Below are 15,326 nucleotides of genomic sequence, written 5' to 3'. Positions count from 1 at the left end.
GTCACGAGGGATCCGATCGGGGGAGCCTGGGCTCCCGTATCAAATGGGTTGCCGAGGAACACGGAGCGGTGCCTGCCCCGCTCGAAGGGGCAGGCCCGTCCGGAACCTACTTGCTCTCTTCGCCACCTTCGGCGGGTGCGGCCGCCGGAGCCGGAGTCTCGGCCTTGGCTGCCGCCGCAGGAGCCTTGGTCGCCGCGGGAGCCTTGGTCGCAGAGGCGTCTTCCTTGTCGCCGCCCGCGGAGTAGCTCTTGCCACCGCCCGAGCGCTCGCCGTCGCGGCCGCCTCGGCCACGGCGCGGCTGCTGCTTGATCTCGACGACGCGGCGGCCGCTGGCCGGTCCCGCCTCACCCGCCGCCTGCTTGGCCGGCTGGCTGCTGCGCTGGGCGACGAGCTCCTGCTGGTGCTGGTCGTAGCCCTCGCGGCAGGCGTTCGCCGCGGCCACGCAGTAGAGATCGATCGCGCGGAGCGCGTCGTCGTTGCCGGGCACGACGAGGTCGATGTCCCGGGGACTGTTGTTCGTGTCGACGATGCCGACGATCGGGATGTGCAGGCGCTTGGCCTCCTGCACGGCGATCGACTCCTTGCCGACGTCGATGATGAAGATCGCGTCGGGCTGGCGTTCCATCGAGCGGATGCCCTCGAGCGACTTCGCGTACTTGTCGACGGCGCGCTGCATGCTCGACTGCTCCTTCTTGGAGAGCTCCGCACGCTTCTCCTCGTTGCCGAGGATGTCGAGATACTGGTTGTATCGATCGATCGACTTCTTGACCGTCTTCCAGTTCGTGAGCATGCCGCCGAGCCAGCGGTTGTTCACGTAGTGCTGACCGGCGCGCCTCGCCTCGGCCATGATCGAACCCTGGGCCTGGCGCTTGGTCCCTACGAACAACACCGAGCCACCGGCGGCCGTGGTTTCGCGGAGAAAGTCGAGGCCTTCCTTGAGGAGCGGCAGGGTCTGGTCGAGATCGATGATATGGGTGCCGTTGCGCTCACCGAAGATGTAGGAGCGCATCAGGGGGTTCCAGCGACCGGGCTGGTGGCCGTAGTGCACACCGGCCTCGATCAGGGCACGGATCGAGATCTCCTGCTCCTTGAGCGCCTGGCCCAGCTCGCTCTCGGCCGAAGTGTCGGCGGCGGGGGAAGGGGCGGCGGCCGCATCGGTCGCGGCGGCAGGGGTCTCGGGGGCTGCGGGCGCAGCGGGGGTCGTCTCGGTGGCCTCTTCGGGCGCGACCGGCGTCTCGGACATCGGAATTCTCCTTTGGCGGTTGGTCCTCCGCCCCGAGCCGTCCTACTCCCCGACCTCGAATCGAGCCCGATCCGCCTTCGCTGCGCCCCGTCCGGACTGGATTGTCCCGGGCCGCCTTCCACGCGTGGACCACTCGGCCCGCCGGAAGAAAGACGTCTCGCCTCGCTCGAGGCACCGCCGGGGTGACTCGGAACGTGTGAGATGGCGGGTGTTTAGCAGACACCCGCGGCGGGATCACCCCTCGCGCGATCCGCGCCGCGAAGGCCCCGTCGGAACAGGATCGGCCATTCGCGCCCCCTACGAGAGAGCGGCGGCCCGACGCTGCGGGAGAACGCTCTTGTCCCAGCGAAGCGAGTCTGCGACACAGCCGTAGCCAGCACGAGACCGAAGGAGAATCCCGATGCGACGCCCCTCCCTCTTGGCGGGACTCATTCCCCACGCCGTGATGATGCTCGCCGCGCTCTCGTTCGGCTGCGCCTCGATCGAGGCCGTCCCCGTCTACACGCCCCCTTCCTCCGGGGCCACGAACCACGTCGCGGTGGTCGATCGGGACTTCGACGACGCCTGGGCGCGAATCGTCCGGGGACTCGCGCAGAGCGTCTTCGACGTCCAGCAGGTGTCGAAGGACTCGGGGCTGATCACGATCGACCTCGCCCGCGACGGCCTCGACGACACGAACGCCGGCCGGCTCGAGCGCCTGATCGACTGCGGAACCCTCGAGATCTCCGTGAACGGCGCCCCCTGGCGCTTCGAGCCGAAGAAGTCGTCGAAGTTCCGGCGGCGCTCGACCCTCGGCCTCGCCGAGATCGACCACCTCGTGAGCGGGCGGGTCGGTCGACTGTCGATCCTTCTCGAGCCGGAGGGCGACCGGACGCGCGTCGAGGCCAACGCGCGATTCGAGCTCCGCATGCAGCAGAGCGGCGCAGTCCACGCGACCGACTTCCTGGGGAGGCCCCAGGACACGGCGAGCTGGGGGACGCACGACGCCTCGTTCCGCCTCACGACCCGCCTCCCGGATCGACAGCTGCTCCGGGGCGTGCCGATCGAATGCGCCTCGACGCAGGCCTGGGAGCGGGAGATCGTCGATCTCGCACGCTAGGGCAGGATGACCGTCTGTAGTCCGGCCCTGCCCCGAGCGGGAAGAGCCGGACGAGCGATCTATTGTTCGAAACAGTAGAGCCGCAGCGAAGTGGCGCAGCCCGCCGGGGGACTGAGCGCCTTCGTCCACTCCTGACCGGAGCTCGACGTACGCCCGAAGACGCCGGTCGTACCGCCCGGCGTCCACTCGCCGCAGGTATTCGTCGCGACCGGCGGAGACGACCCATCGGTCTCGGTCCCGGTCCACACGCCGCCGATGACCGGGGCACCGACCGGGTCTCGATCGATGGGGTTGTCCAGGGTTCCGTCGGTCAGGTCGGCCCAATCGTCCGCCACCTGCCGGCCGTGCGTCGTCACGTAGGGAATCGTGCTCTGCGTGAACGTGACCGAAGGCGAGTCCGGCGAGGCCAACGCCTGAGACTCGCTCAGCCAGGCGCGAAAGGTGCCCGACAGACCGGCGCTCACCGCCTCGCTCTGGCAGATCGCATCCCCCGCCGCGATCCCTCCGAAGTCGGCGCGCGTCGTCGACGTCGTCGCGAAGACGAAGCGGAATGCGGGGGGCGCGACGGCGAACGCAATCGAACCGGACACGCCCCCCGGATGGAGCACCCGCAGGTCGTCAGGACCGATCGCCGACGACGTGATCTCGACGACGACCTCGGACGACGAGATCGATGAAGGCACGAAGCTGCTGGCCCCGAGCTCGACCGTGGTGCCGGGAACGAAGCCTGTCCCGGTGATGGTCACGACGGTCGGCACACCCGACAGAACGAAGACGGGATCCACGTCCGTGATCGAGGGCGGCACAGAAAAGACCGGGACCGAGAAGGGAACCGACGCTTCTCCGTTCGCGGCGACGACGTGGAGCGACAGATCGGAGGCAGCCGTATCGGACGAGACCTCGATCTCGAAACTCGTGCTCGAGATGGCGGTCGCGGTCGGCGATTCGGCGCCGTAGCTGACACTGGCAACGGTTCCGAGGAACGCGCCTGACACCTGAACGGTCGTCGGAGTAAAGGACGGGACCGACGTCGGCGAGATCGACGTGATCTGCGGAGTCACGAGATTGATCGAGTTTCCGGTCGCGAGCTCGTCCGCATCGAGCCGCCCGTCACCGTCGTTGTCCGGATCGATGAAGTTGGGCGTGCCGTCGCCGTCGACGTCCGCCGTCCCCTCGGACGGATCGAGGTTCGGCGGATCCTGTCCGTCGAACGCGAAGCTCGACACGATCTGCTCCAGGACGAGGGCTTCGACCGAGCCGACGTTGCCGGCCTGCGCCGCGCGATACGCGAAAGGAACGGCGAGGAGCTGCTGGCGCGGGACGAGCACCTCCCCATCGACCACGATCTCGAGGAACGCGGGCCCGGCCGCGAACACGCTTGCGTCCAGCGGGCTCGTGGCTCCGAGCTCGACCGCGTACACACCATCGACCACGAGCACACCGAGCTGGCTCTCGTTCCACAGGAGCGATCCAGCCGCGAGCGAATCGTACAGGGAGAAATCGAGGTCGACGGTTCGGTTCAGCGGTGTGCCCAGGTCGTCGAGCAGGAGCCCCTGGAACGCCACGCGGTCCGGAACCTGCGCCGACGCGACCGAGGCCGACAGCAGGACGGCGACGAGCGAAGAAACGAACCGGAGGCGCCGACGCCCGCGCTTCGAACTCCTCACGAAGCGGGAAGCCATCCTGTCGTGCGTAGCAACCATCATGTGTCTTTCCTCCGAGAGAGGTCGATTCGAGTCAAGCGCGAGGCGCGAGGACCGGGCGTTCGTCAAGCAGCTCGAGACCTCGACCGCGAGGACCCCGCGAATCCGAGACCGGCCAGCAGAAGGGTGACGAGCAGGACGAGCTGCCCGGGTGTCCCGAGTCCCGGGACGAGCGGCGTCGCCGGCGTCGACAGGGGATCGTTCGGGTCGGACGCAGCGAGGACCTCGGCCCCGTCGCCGAACCCGTCGCCATCGCTGTCGGCGGAAGTCGACGACGTGCCCGTATTCGAGGCGTCGACGAAGAAGCCCGTGTTCGTCTCGACGACGTCGGCCAGACCGTCTCCGTCGTCGTCGTCGTCGAGAAACGAGGAGATGCCGTCTCCATCGAGGTCCAGGTTCGGCAGCGCGCCCACGAGTCGCGCCCAGAAGCCCGGCAGCAGCGTCGTGAGAGAGACCTCGCTTCCCGTCGGACGCGCGACCACGGATCCACCCACCGTGAACGAGGCGTCGGACAGACTCGGTGGCGTCCCCCCGATCAGGGGAGCCGCTCCGCCCGAGGCGGCGACGACCGCAACGGTCCCGGCGTGGTGCCGAAAGCTCGCACTCGACGACTCCGACGCCGCGGCGGAAACCGCGAGGACGAACGTCGCGAGCAGTATGAGGGAGAACCCGAGTCCGAGTCTCATTGCGGCTCCGGCGGGGCTGCGGAAAGGTGGCAGGCAGTCCCCATTCGGTCGAGGTCGTTCGACACTATCACGAGACCGACCTCGGGAGCGAGCGGTTTCCACGTCCTCCGAGCGCGCTTCCCGTTAGGCCGGATAACCACCGCGCGCATCGGAAACGACCGCTCGCCTCGAGGCGCGTCTCGTCGCGATGAAGCCCGACCTGACTGTGCCTCAGCGTGTGCGCGATCACTCGCCGACATCGACGGTGCCCGCCGGCGTGTTCCCACGCGGCCGGTTCCCGAGCGGGCGCGGTCCTGGCCGAGTCCGACTCTCGCCCCGCGTGCCGCTCGGACGCCACGCTGCGGAACGCCGCCCGGCCGGAGCTAGGTCGTGTACTCGGCGTTGATCTTCACGTAGTCGTACGTGAGATCGCACGTGAAGAGCCGCGCGGCGTGCCGGCCGAGCCCCAGGTCGACCTCGATCGTGAGCTCGTCCTTCTCGTGGGCCTTCTCGGCGCGCTTGCGCGCCGCCGGACCCGCGGAACGCCCTTTCGCGAAGACCGTCACGCCGCCCACCTTCACGCGGGTCTTCTCGGGATGCCAATCGATCTGACCATGTCCGAGGGCCTGCATGATGCGGCCCCAGTTCGGGTCGCCGCCGAAGACCGCGGTCTTCACGAGCATCGAGTTCCCGATTCGACGCGCGGCCCGCTTCGCCTGGTCCGCGCTCGAAGCCCCCTCGACCTCGACGAGCAGGAGCTTCGTCGCGCCTTCCCCGTCCTTCGCGAGCTGACGAACGAGGTCTTCGCAGACCGCGAGGAGCGCCGCTTCGAACTTCGTCGCGTCGTCGCCCCGGAGCGAAGCGCCCCCCGCCGCCCCGTTCGCGAGCAGCACGACGGTGTCGCTGGTCGAGCCCTCCGCATCGATCGACAGGCAGTTGTAGGTCCGGTCGGCCACGCGCCGGAGCATCCCCTGGAGCGTCTTCGGCGCGATCTTCGCGTCGGTCGCCAGATACGAGAGCATCGTCGCCATGTTCGGCTCGATCATCCCCGAGCCCTTGGCGATCCCCTGTAGCGTGATCGTCTTCCCGCCCAGCCGGAGCTTCGTCGAGGCGACCTTCGCATGGGTATCCGTCGTCCGGATCGCCTCGGCCGCATCCATCCAGCCGTCGACCGCGAGCGCGTCCGCCGCCCGCGGAACGCCGGCGCGAATCGCGTCCATCGGAAGGGGCTCGCCGATCACCCCGGTCGACGCGACCAGCATCTCGGCCTCGTCGCACCCGACGGCCTTCGCCGCGATCCGCGCCATCGCCTTCGCATCCCGGATCCCCCGCGCACCCATCGCCACGTTCGAGCATCCGCTGTTCACGACGACGCCCCGCGCCCGCCCGCTCTTCACGCGCTCGCGCGAGATCTCGACCGGCGCGCCGACCACCGTCGACTGCGTGAAGACGGCGGCCGCCGAAGCCGTCTCGTCCGAGACGATCAGGGCGAGATCCGGCTCGCGGTCCTTGATCCCGGCGTGCAGGCCAGCGGCGCGAAATCCGGGGACCGGCAACGCCTCGCGTCGAACCTTCATGGTGGTGAGCTCCGGGCGCTCCGAGCGGGAGCGCGGTCGGGCGGGACGCCTAACCGTGGCACTTCTTGTACTTCTTGCCACTGCCGCAGGGACACGGATCGTTGCGGCCGACCTTCTCGACGGGCGCTTGCCCAGCGCCGGCAGCCGCTCCGCCTGCTGCGGCGGCGGGCGTCGGCGGCGCGGCCCCGCCCTGGCTCCGGGGCTTCGGTGCTTCGGGCTGCTGGTTGCCGTCGACGCGACGTTGGGTCGCCTTCGGCCCGGTCTCCGGGCGCGGGAAGCTGAACTTGAGCGCGTACTCGGCGAGGGTGTCGTCGATCCGCTGCTCCATCTCGCCGAAGAGCGCGAAGCCCTCCCGCTGGTACTCGAGCTTCGGGTCGCGCTGGGCGTAGGCACGCATGTTGATGCCGCCGCGCAGCGAATCCATCGTGTGGAGATGCGCCTTCCACTGCTGATCGAGGATCTGCAGCTGAAGGTCCCGCATGATGCGCTGGAAGTTCGGGTAGCCCTCGAGATCCGCGTAGGTCTCTTCCGCGAGGACGCGCCCCTCTTCCCGCTTCTCCTCGAGCGCCCCGTCGATCCTCGCGAGGATCGCGTGACCGAGGGCGTCGCTCTCGGGATGTCGCTTGCCGTCGGCGGTCCGGAAGGGCTCCTCCTCGATCGAGAAGGCGAGCCCGAACTGGGCCTCGAGGGCGTGGGCCATCTCGACGTACTGATCGTCGTCCGGCTCGCCGCGCTGGGGCCAGGTCCGCCCGAGCAGATCCGCCACGAAGCCCTCGACGCAGGCCTGCACCTCTTCGTCCAGGGCCTTGTCGTCGGAGGTCATCGCCGCGAGGCGCCGCGCGTAGAACGCGTGGCGCTGCTTGTTCATCACGTTGTCGTAGTCGAGGAGGTGCTTCCGGATGTCGAAGTTCCGGCCTTCGACCTTCTTCTGGGCGTTCTCGATCACCCGCGTGAGCATGCGATTCTCGATCGCTTCGCCCTCTTCGACGCCGACGCGGTCCCACCACTGCTTGACGCGGTCCGCTTCGAAGATCCGGAGCAGATCGTCCTCGAGCGAGAGGAAGAACTGTGAAGAGCCCGGGTCGCCCTGACGACCGGCGCGGCCGCGGAGCTGGTTGTCGATCCGCCGCGACTCGTGGCGCTCGGTCCCGAGGATGTGCAGCCCGCCGGCCTCGAGGACCTCACCCCGCTCCGCCGCACACTGCGCCTCGAACTTCGCGAGGGTCGCCTCGAAGTCGGGATGATTCTTGTCGTGCTGGCACTTCTCGAGCGCCATCACCTCGGGGTTGCCCCCAAGCAGGATGTCCGTGCCGCGGCCGGCCATGTTCGTCGAGATCGTGATCGCGCCCTTGCGTCCGGCCTGGGCGACGATCTCGGCTTCCTTCTCGTGCTGCTTCGCGTTCAGGACGGTGTGCTTGATGCCCGAGCGCTTGAGCTTCTTCGAGAGCATCTCGCTCGTCTCGATCGAGATCGTGCCGACGAGGACGGGCTGCCCGGCTTCGTTGCGCGCCTGGAGCTCTTCGACGACCGCGTCGAATTTCTCCTTCTTCGTCTTGAACACGACGTCCGCCTGGTCGTTTCGGAGCAGCGGCCGGTTCGTCGGAATCAGCGACACGTCCAGGTTGTAGATCTTCGCGAACTCTTCGGCCTCGGTGTCGGCGGTCCCCGTCATGCCGGCGAGCTTGTCGTACATGCGGAAGTAGTTCTGGAACGTGATCGACGCGAAGGTCTGGCTCTCGCTGCGGACCTGGATGCCTTCCTTCGCCTCGACCGCCTGGTGGAGGCCGTCCGCCCAGCGGCGTCCGGGCATCAGGCGCCCCGTGTGCTCGTCGACGATCACGACTTCCTTCGAGCCGTCGTCGCCGGCACGCACGACGTAGTCGACGTCGACCCTCTTGAGCGTGTGCGCCATCAGCGCCTGCTGCATGGCGTGGAGCACGGGCAGCATCTGCGGGTCGTAGAGATTGTCGACGCGCAGCATCTTCTCGACCTTGGCCATGCCCTCGTCGGTGAAGGTCGCGCTGTGGGCCTTCTCGTCGATCCAGAAGTCGCCGGTCTCCTCGATCCCCTTGGCGGGCTCGGCGGCGGTCCCCATCTGGAGCGACGGGATCAGGCGGTTGGCGATCGTATAGATCTGGGTGTTCTGCTCGGACGGCCCCGAGATGATGAGCGGCGTCCGCGCCTCGTCGATCAGGATCGAGTCGACCTCGTCGACGATCGCGAAGTGGAGGTCGCGCTGGACACAGCTCTCCACGTTGAACTTCATGTTGTCGCGGAGATAGTCGAAACCCAGCTCGTTGTTCGTGCAGTAGGTGACGTCGGCGGCGTAGGCGGCCTGCTTCTGGGCGTCGTTCTGCCCGTGCAGGATCGAGCCGACCTCGAGGCCGAGGAAGCGGTGGAGCTGGCCCATCCACTCGGCGTCGCGGGAGGCGAGGAAGTCGTTGACCGTGACGACGTGGACGCCGCGGCCGGTCAGACCGTTCAAGTACGAGGGCAGCGTTGCGACGAGGGTCTTGCCCTCACCGGTCTTCATCTCGGCGATCCGCCCCTGGTGGAGCATGATCCCGCCGATCACCTGGACGTCGTAGTGGCGCTGGCCCAGCGTCCGCTTGGCCGCCTCGCGGACCGTGGCGAAGGCCTCCGGAAGGAGATCGTCGAGGGCCTCGCCGTTGTCCAGCCGCTCGCGGTAGCGCGTGGTCAACCCGCGCAGGTCGGCGTCGGAGAGCTTCGACTGCGCGCCCTCGAGGACGTTCACCTGCTCGACGAGCGGAAGCAGCCGCTTGATCGCACGATCGTTGCTCGTGCCGAAGACCTTGCTGAGAACTCGTTGCATCGACCCGTTCCGGCTTCCCGCCACGGCCGTCGCATCGCCGTGTGTCCGGCGCCCCGCCCGTTCCTGGGTAGAGCGCTGCCGGAATCACGGTCTGGGGCGGAGACCGGGGCTCTGGGGGGTGCTGAGATGAACGCCGGAGGGTAGGAGAGCCCCCTCCCACCGGCAACGAGAATGCCCCGGAGACGCCGCAAGGGCGCTTCCCGTGCTCTCTCCGTCGGCACTGGAGCGCTCTCAGCGCAAGACCACCGAGGAAGCCCCCGAGCCCTCAGCGCAAGACCGCGCCGCCGAAGGCGCGGTCGAGAGGCGCGAAGCGCCGCCAAGGAAAAGGACCCGATTATTTTTCGACTGAGGGCGCAGCCCTCAATCGAAAATATAGTCCAAGGGATCCCGCGCCTTGCCGTTCACCTCGACCACGTAGTGGAGGTGCGGCCCGGTGCTGCGACCCGTGCTGCCGATGGCGGCGATCTCCTGGCCGCGCTCGACCGTTTCACCGGTCGACACGTGGATCTCCTTCGTGTGCCCGTACACGGTCTTCACGCCGAATCCGTGATCGAGGACGACGGTCTTGCCGAGGGGCCCCTTGCGACCCACGAAGCTGACCCGACCCCGGGCCGGGGCGTAGATCGAGGTGCCGCTGGCAGCGGCGATGTCGATCCCCGCATGGAGCTGCTTGCGCCCCGTGAAGGGCGACACGCGCGGACCGAAGCGCGACGTGAGCCATCCCTTCGCCGGCCAGATCGAGGGCATCGAGACGAGACGCTGGCGCTTGTCCTCGAGCTGCTCGAGGAGCGACTCGAGCGAGTCGACGCGGTCGCCCGAGGCGGCGGAGAGCTCGAGCGCCTGGGAGCCGAGGTTTTCGAGAACCCGGATTCCCGAAACGTCCTCGCCGATCTCGGGCAGCGGCTGCCCGCCGCCCTGGCCCTGGAGGCCCTGCGGCGGCTTCGTCTGGTCGACGGGCACGCCGGCGGGCGGTCCGACCGGAACGCCCTGCGGTGCCAACTCGGCCACGCCCTCGCCTCCCACGCCGGCGGTGCCGGGGAGGTTCGCGATGATGCGGACCTTGCGTTCGAGCTCGGTCACCTTCGCGATCTCGGTGTCGACGGTCTCGAGTCGGGTCCGGAAGACCGCGATCTGCTCGCGCTGCTCGAGGGCCTCGACGCGCAGGTCCGCCAGCTCCGCGTTGTCCGCCCGCAGTCGCCAGTAGTCCCAGGTCAGGGCGCACCCGATCAGCACGGCGACGGCGAGGCCGATCGCGGCCTGCCTGACCCGGACCTTCGGGATGGCGATCTGGACCGGGCGTGCGCGCTGGTCCCGAACGAAGATGAGCGTGTAGGTCTCCACGACGGTCGTTGCTCCCTGCTGCCCTAGGCGGGCAGCGTCACTCCAATACGCAGCTTTCCCATCTGGATCTCGTCATCGGACTTGAGGGCCTGCTTCGTCACGCGGGCCCCGTTCACGAGGGTTCCGTTCGTGCTGCCGAGGTCCTCGACGTAGAACAGCCGACCGTCGAAGCCGATCGCGGCGTGGGCGCGGGAGATCGTCGCCTCGGCGAGGGCCAGGTCGGCCTTCCGACCCCGGCCGATCACCAGACGATCCCGGTCGATCGCGACCTCGAGCCCCTCGTAGAAGCCCGAGAGCACCATCGCCGTCGCCCCGCTCGGGGGGCGTCGTCGGCTGTCGCCCGTTTCAATCTGATCCGTCGCCATCGCGCATCGCCTCGAAGGCCCGGTCCCCGCGTCCGGGATCCAGGGATTCCAGACACTTCATCGGTGCAGGCGCGCGCGTTCTTGAACGAGCGAGGGACCCGAGAGGCGCCTCCCGGGGCGTTCACCCCGGGGCCGCGAGGAGAAGGCCCCAGAAGAATCCTTCGATGAAGGAAAAATACCCCAGAATGGCCCCGAGGCCCCGCCGAGCGGCGCCCACTCAGCGCTGGAGAAGCGCTCGGGCGTGCTCACGTGTGACGTCGGTCACAGTCTCACCGCCGGCCATCCGAGCGAGCTCGTCGATCCGGGCCTCGTCCCGGACCTCGGCGACCCGGGTCCGCGTGCGGCCGCCACTGGCCTCCTTCCGCACCACGAAATGCCGGTCGGCGAAGGCCGCGATCTGGGGCAGGTGCGTGATGCAGAGCACCTGGTGCTCGGTGGCCAGCTCGGCCAGGACCCGCCCTACCCGCTCGGCGGTCGCGCCGCCGATCCCGGCGTCGACCTCGTCGAAGACGATCACCATGTTCCGGTCCGCCCGACGCAGCGCATTCTTGATCGCGAGAAAGAGCCGGGAGAGCTCGCCGCCGCTGGCGACCTTCTGGATCGGCCGCGGCGCCTCGCCGGGATTGGCCGAGAAGAGGAACTGCGGGCGCTCGCGTCCGCCCGCGCCGGTCTCGAGTCCCTCGGGCGCACCCGAGAGATCCACGGTCTCGAGGTCGACGACGAAGCGCGCCCCGGCCATCGCGAGATCTCCGAGTTCCCCCTCGACGGACTTCGCGAGCTTCTTCGCCGCCCGCTTGCGGGCCTTCGAGAGCTTCTCGGCTGCTTCGTTCGCGGCGGTGATCGCCTGGCTGCGGCGCTTGTCGATCTCGCGGATCCGATCGTCGGCGCCCTCGAGCGCCGCGAGCTCGCGCTCGATCTCGTCGCGGTGGGCGAGCATGTCCTCGACCGAGCGACCGTACTTGCGACGCAGCGCTTCGAGGCGCGCGATCCGGGACTCGACGTCGGCCAGCCGCGCCGGATCGATCTCGAGCTCCCCGAGATAGTCCGCCACCCGGACCGCGACGTCGCGCAGCTCCGACGCAACGTTCTCGAGCTGATCCGCCAGGCCTTCGAGGGAGGGATCCATCCGAAGCGCGGACGCGAGCGCACGACTCGCCGTCGCGATCGCGGTCTCGGCCGAGTCCCCCTCGCCGTCACCACCGTCGAGGGCGCGGCTCGCCGTGGCCATCTCGTCGGCGAGTCGCTCGGCGTAGGTCAGGCGTCGGTGCTCCGACTCGAGCTGCGCGACGCTCTCTGTATCGAGCTCCTCGCCTTCGAGCTCCTGGCGCTGGTACTGGAGGAAGTCGAGCCTCCGCGCGCGCTCCTCCTCGGCGGCCCGGAGCGCAGCGACTTCGCGGTCGAGCTCGCCGACCCGGGCGACCTCGCGGGCGACGGTCTCGCGCAGAGCGGTCTTCTCCGCATAGGCATCGAGGGCGACGGCGTGGACCTCCGCATGCCGAAGCGCCTGGGAGCCGTGCTGGCTCGAGATCTCGAGCTGGCCTCCGAAGAGATCGACGAGCGTCGAGACCGGGACGAGCTGGCCGCCGATCCGCGCGCGGCTGCGTCCCCCGGCGTGGAGCGTGCGCCGCACGATCAGCTCGGGCGCCTCGCCCGCGACCTCCTCGGTCGCATCGGTGGCATCGGTGACATCGGTGGTATCGGCGAGTCCGCGCGCTTCGAGCGCCTCGGCCACGTCCTCGTGTCCGTCCATGCGGAAGAGCGCCTCGACGGCCCCCTCGTCCGCCCCGCTGCGGAGCGTCTCCGCCGAGGCCCGGCCGCCGGTCAGGAGCGCGAGTGCACTCAGGATGATCGACTTGCCCGCGCCGGTCTCGCCGGTCAGGACGTTGAGTCCCGCGCCGAACTCGAGCTCGACCGATTCGACGAGCGCCAGGTTGTCGATCCGCAGCACTTCGATCATGGATGCCTCACCCCACCAACCCACTCGGCGCCGATCCGCCGCCCTGCCCACGCGAGCCGGAACCTCGTCATGATCCCGTTTCGAAGCGACGCCCTCAACACCACCGGCGCCCTTCGCGCGGGAATCGGGGTCCGCGAGGCTGCGACCGGATCCGTCACGACCTGGAGCTAATCCCGACACACCGATCGCCTCGGCTACGCTCGCGCCATGCCGCCCCCCGACGACACGCTCGATCTCTTCGAGACGAAGACCGAGCGCCGCCTCGAGCCCCACGCCCCGCTGGCCGAGCGGATGCGGCCGCGGCGGCTCGAGGACCTGGTGGGCCACGAGACCCTGCTCGCGCCGGGGCGCCCGCTGCACACCCTGCTCGAGAGCGGCGCACTCTCCTCGATCATCCTCTGGGGTCCGCCGGGCAGCGGGAAGACGACCCTCGCCTGGATCCTCGGCGAGCGTGCGGACGCGAAGCTCGTTCCGCTCTCCGCCGTGACGTCCGGCGTGCCGGAGATCCGCAAGGCCATCGAGGCCGCACGCAGGACCCGCCTGCGCACGCTCCTCTTCATCGACGAGATCCATCGCCTGAACAAGGCCCAGCAGGACGCGCTGCTGCCCCACGTGGAGGCCGGCGCGGTCACGCTGATCGGCGCGACCACCGAGAACCCCTCGTTCAGCGTGATCGCCCCGCTCCTGTCGCGTTGTCGGGTGATCCCGCTCGAGGCGCTCGGAGCCGAGGCGCTGGGGCGCGTGCTCGACCGGGCGCTCGAGGACGAAGCGCTCGGCCTCGGTCGCTCGGGGATCACGCTGTCGGAGGACGCGCGGAAATCGCTGATCCTCGCTTCGCAGGGTGACGCCCGCAGGCTCCTCGGCATGCTCGACGCGAGCGCGACGATCCATCTCTCGAGCGGCCGCCGCGCCGAGCCGCTCTCGGACGAGACCGTGAGCGAAGCGGTCGGGCGGATCGCGCTCCGCCACGACCGCGACGGCGAAGAACACTTCAACGTCGTCTCGGCGATGATCAAGAGCCTGCGCGCGAGCGATCCCGACGCGGCGATCCACTACCTCGCGCGGATGCTCGAGGCCGGGGAGGACCCGCGCTACGTGGCGCGGCGCCTGGTGATCTTCGCTTCCGAGGACGTCGGCAACGCGGACCCGTCCGCCCTCGGACTGGCGGTCTCGGCCCACCAGGCGGTCGAGAAGATCGGGATGCCCGAGGCCCGGATCCCCCTCGCGCAGGCGACGACGTACCTGGCCTGCGCACCGAAGAGCAACGCGGCCTATCTCGCGCTCGGCGCGGCGATCGCGGACCTCGAGGGTCAGGGGCCGTTGCCGGTCCCGATGCATCTGCGCAACGCGCCGACGGGCCTGATGAAGGAGCTCGGCTACGGCGAGGACTACGTCTACGCCCACGATGCGGAGGACGGCTTCGTCGCAGCGGAGAATCTGCCGGAGGGACTGGCAGGCCGTCGCTACTACGAGCCGAAGGACCGCGGCGCCGAGAACGAGATCGGCGAGCGCCTGCGGGCCTGGCGCGCCCGGCGCGACGCGGAACGTTAGGCGCGTCCGTTCGCGGCCGCCGTCAGGCGGGGCCGGCGAGCTCCACGCGATTGCGGCCCTGCGCCTTCGCCCGGTGGAGCGCGGCATCCGCGGCGCCCACCAGGGCCTCGGGCGACACCGTCTCGCCGTCGAGCGCGGCGATGCCGATCGAGAGGGTCACGCCGACGACCTGGCCCGCGGGATCCGCGAAGCGGGACTCCTCGACCGACTCTCGCCATCGCTCGGCGAGGATCCGCGCGCCGGAGAGATCGTTCTGGGCGAGCACGACGAGGATCTCGCCCCCGCCATATCTCGCGGCGACGTCGGTGCACCGGAGGTCGTGGAGCAGGACCGAGGCGACCCCGCGAAGGGCCGCGTCGCCCGCGAGATGGCCCACTTCGTCGTTCACCCGAACGAGGTGATCGAGGTCGCCCAGCAGGATCGCGAGGGGATTGTCGTGACGCCGCGCGCGGAGGAACTCGGTGGCGAGCACGTCGTCGGCGTAGCGCCGCGTCCGGAGCCCCGTCAGCGGGTCGACGGTCGACAGGCGCGCGAGCGTCTCGTCCTTCACGCGCAGATCGTCCTGCATCCGCTTCCTGCGGAGATGGATCCGCAGCCTCGCCACCAGCTCTGCGAAGTGGACCGGCATCGTCAGCACGTCGGTCGCCCCGGCATCGAGCAGCCGCGCCCGCGACTCCGGGTCGTCCTTCGCGGACAGGAAGACGATCGGGGCCGCCGCGCGGCCGGGCGCGTCCAGGAACGCCGGCAGGAGACCGGCCGCATCGACCCCGCCGAGCTCCCCCCGGCACACGACCACATCCACGCGCTTGTCGAGGAAGACCCGCGTCCCCGCGATCCCGTCCGCCGCCTCCAGAATCTCGTCGAAGAGCCCGGCCGGCTCGACCGCCGCCCGGAGCTGGGCGCGGTGGAGTTCGGACGGGTCGATCAGGAGCAGGGTCGCCAAGGCGCCTCCGGGAGCATGCGCCGGAGGATCTCCGGCCCCGAGGGTTATC

At 69.5% G+C, this 15,326-nt stretch carries 11 protein-coding genes; 2 read left to right on the top strand and 9 right to left on the bottom strand.

Translation table 11 applies throughout. The features are described from left to right. Positions 1-106: 106 nt before the first annotated feature. Positions 107-1,243 (bottom strand): 30S ribosomal protein S2, encoded by a 1,137-nt coding sequence (rpsB, locus tag NXI30_04200; GenBank protein MCR9093396.1) that lies wholly within the window; start codon positions 1,241-1,243, stop codon positions 107-109. Positions 1,244-1,643: 400 nt separating this feature from the next. Here rpsB and NXI30_04195 point away from each other — a divergent pair, with 400 nt between their 5' ends. After that, positions 1,644-2,342 (top strand): hypothetical protein, encoded by a 699-nt coding sequence (locus NXI30_04195; protein ID MCR9093395.1) that lies wholly within the window; start codon positions 1,644-1,646, stop codon positions 2,340-2,342. A 59-nt stretch (positions 2,343-2,401) separates the two neighbouring features. Here the strand turns inward: NXI30_04195 and NXI30_04190 are convergent, their stop codons facing one another. From NXI30_04190 to recN, 7 genes are all read right to left on the bottom strand, one after another. Then, a complete protein-coding gene (locus NXI30_04190) occupies positions 2,402-4,048 on the bottom strand; it encodes a DUF1554 domain-containing protein (protein ID MCR9093394.1) in 1,647 nt (548 codons plus the stop codon). Positions 4,049-4,110: 62 nt separating this feature from the next. Beyond that, on the bottom strand, positions 4,111-4,731 hold the full coding sequence (locus NXI30_04185; protein MCR9093393.1) for a hypothetical protein: 621 nt from the start codon (positions 4,729-4,731) through the stop codon (positions 4,111-4,113). 362 nt (positions 4,732-5,093) lie between these two features. After that, positions 5,094-6,287, bottom strand: coding sequence for a bifunctional glutamate N-acetyltransferase/amino-acid acetyltransferase ArgJ (gene argJ, locus NXI30_04180; GenBank protein MCR9093392.1), 1,194 nt, complete (start codon positions 6,285-6,287; stop codon positions 5,094-5,096). A 49-nt stretch (positions 6,288-6,336) separates the two neighbouring features. Continuing rightward, positions 6,337-9,120, bottom strand: a complete 2,784-nt coding sequence (gene secA, locus NXI30_04175) for a preprotein translocase subunit SecA (GenBank protein MCR9093391.1) — start codon at positions 9,118-9,120, stop codon at positions 6,337-6,339. A 360-nt stretch (positions 9,121-9,480) separates the two neighbouring features. After that, a complete protein-coding gene (locus tag NXI30_04170; GenBank protein ID MCR9093390.1) occupies positions 9,481-10,461 on the bottom strand; it encodes a M23 family metallopeptidase in 981 nt (326 codons plus the stop codon). Positions 10,462-10,484: 23 nt separating this feature from the next. Continuing rightward, entirely contained in the window at positions 10,485-10,826 is a 342-nt protein-coding gene (locus NXI30_04165) for an FHA domain-containing protein (GenBank protein MCR9093389.1), read from the bottom strand. Positions 10,827-11,043: 217 nt separating this feature from the next. Then, positions 11,044-12,783, bottom strand: a complete 1,740-nt coding sequence (gene recN, locus NXI30_04160) for a DNA repair protein RecN (GenBank protein MCR9093388.1) — start codon at positions 12,781-12,783, stop codon at positions 11,044-11,046. Between the two features lie 291 nt (positions 12,784-13,074). Between recN and NXI30_04155 the strand changes: the two genes are divergently transcribed. After that, on the top strand, positions 13,075-14,334 hold the full coding sequence (locus tag NXI30_04155) for a replication-associated recombination protein A (protein ID MCR9093387.1): 1,260 nt from the start codon (positions 13,075-13,077) through the stop codon (positions 14,332-14,334). 22 nt (positions 14,335-14,356) lie between these two features. On the opposite strand, the gene NXI30_04150 is transcribed toward NXI30_04155, so the two are convergent. Then, positions 14,357-15,277 carry a diguanylate cyclase gene (locus NXI30_04150; GenBank protein MCR9093386.1) on the bottom strand — a complete coding sequence of 307 codons (921 nt, stop codon included), beginning with the start codon at positions 15,275-15,277 and terminating at the stop codon, positions 14,357-14,359. Positions 15,278-15,326: the final 49 nt, after the last annotated feature.

Source organism: bacterium, from assembly GCA_024742285.1.
Lineage (GTDB): Bacteria > Myxococcota_A > UBA9160 > UBA9160 > UBA4427 > UBA4427.
The sequence above is the reverse complement of the archived record's forward strand: the minus strand, read 5'-3'. Positions and strand labels throughout refer to the sequence as shown.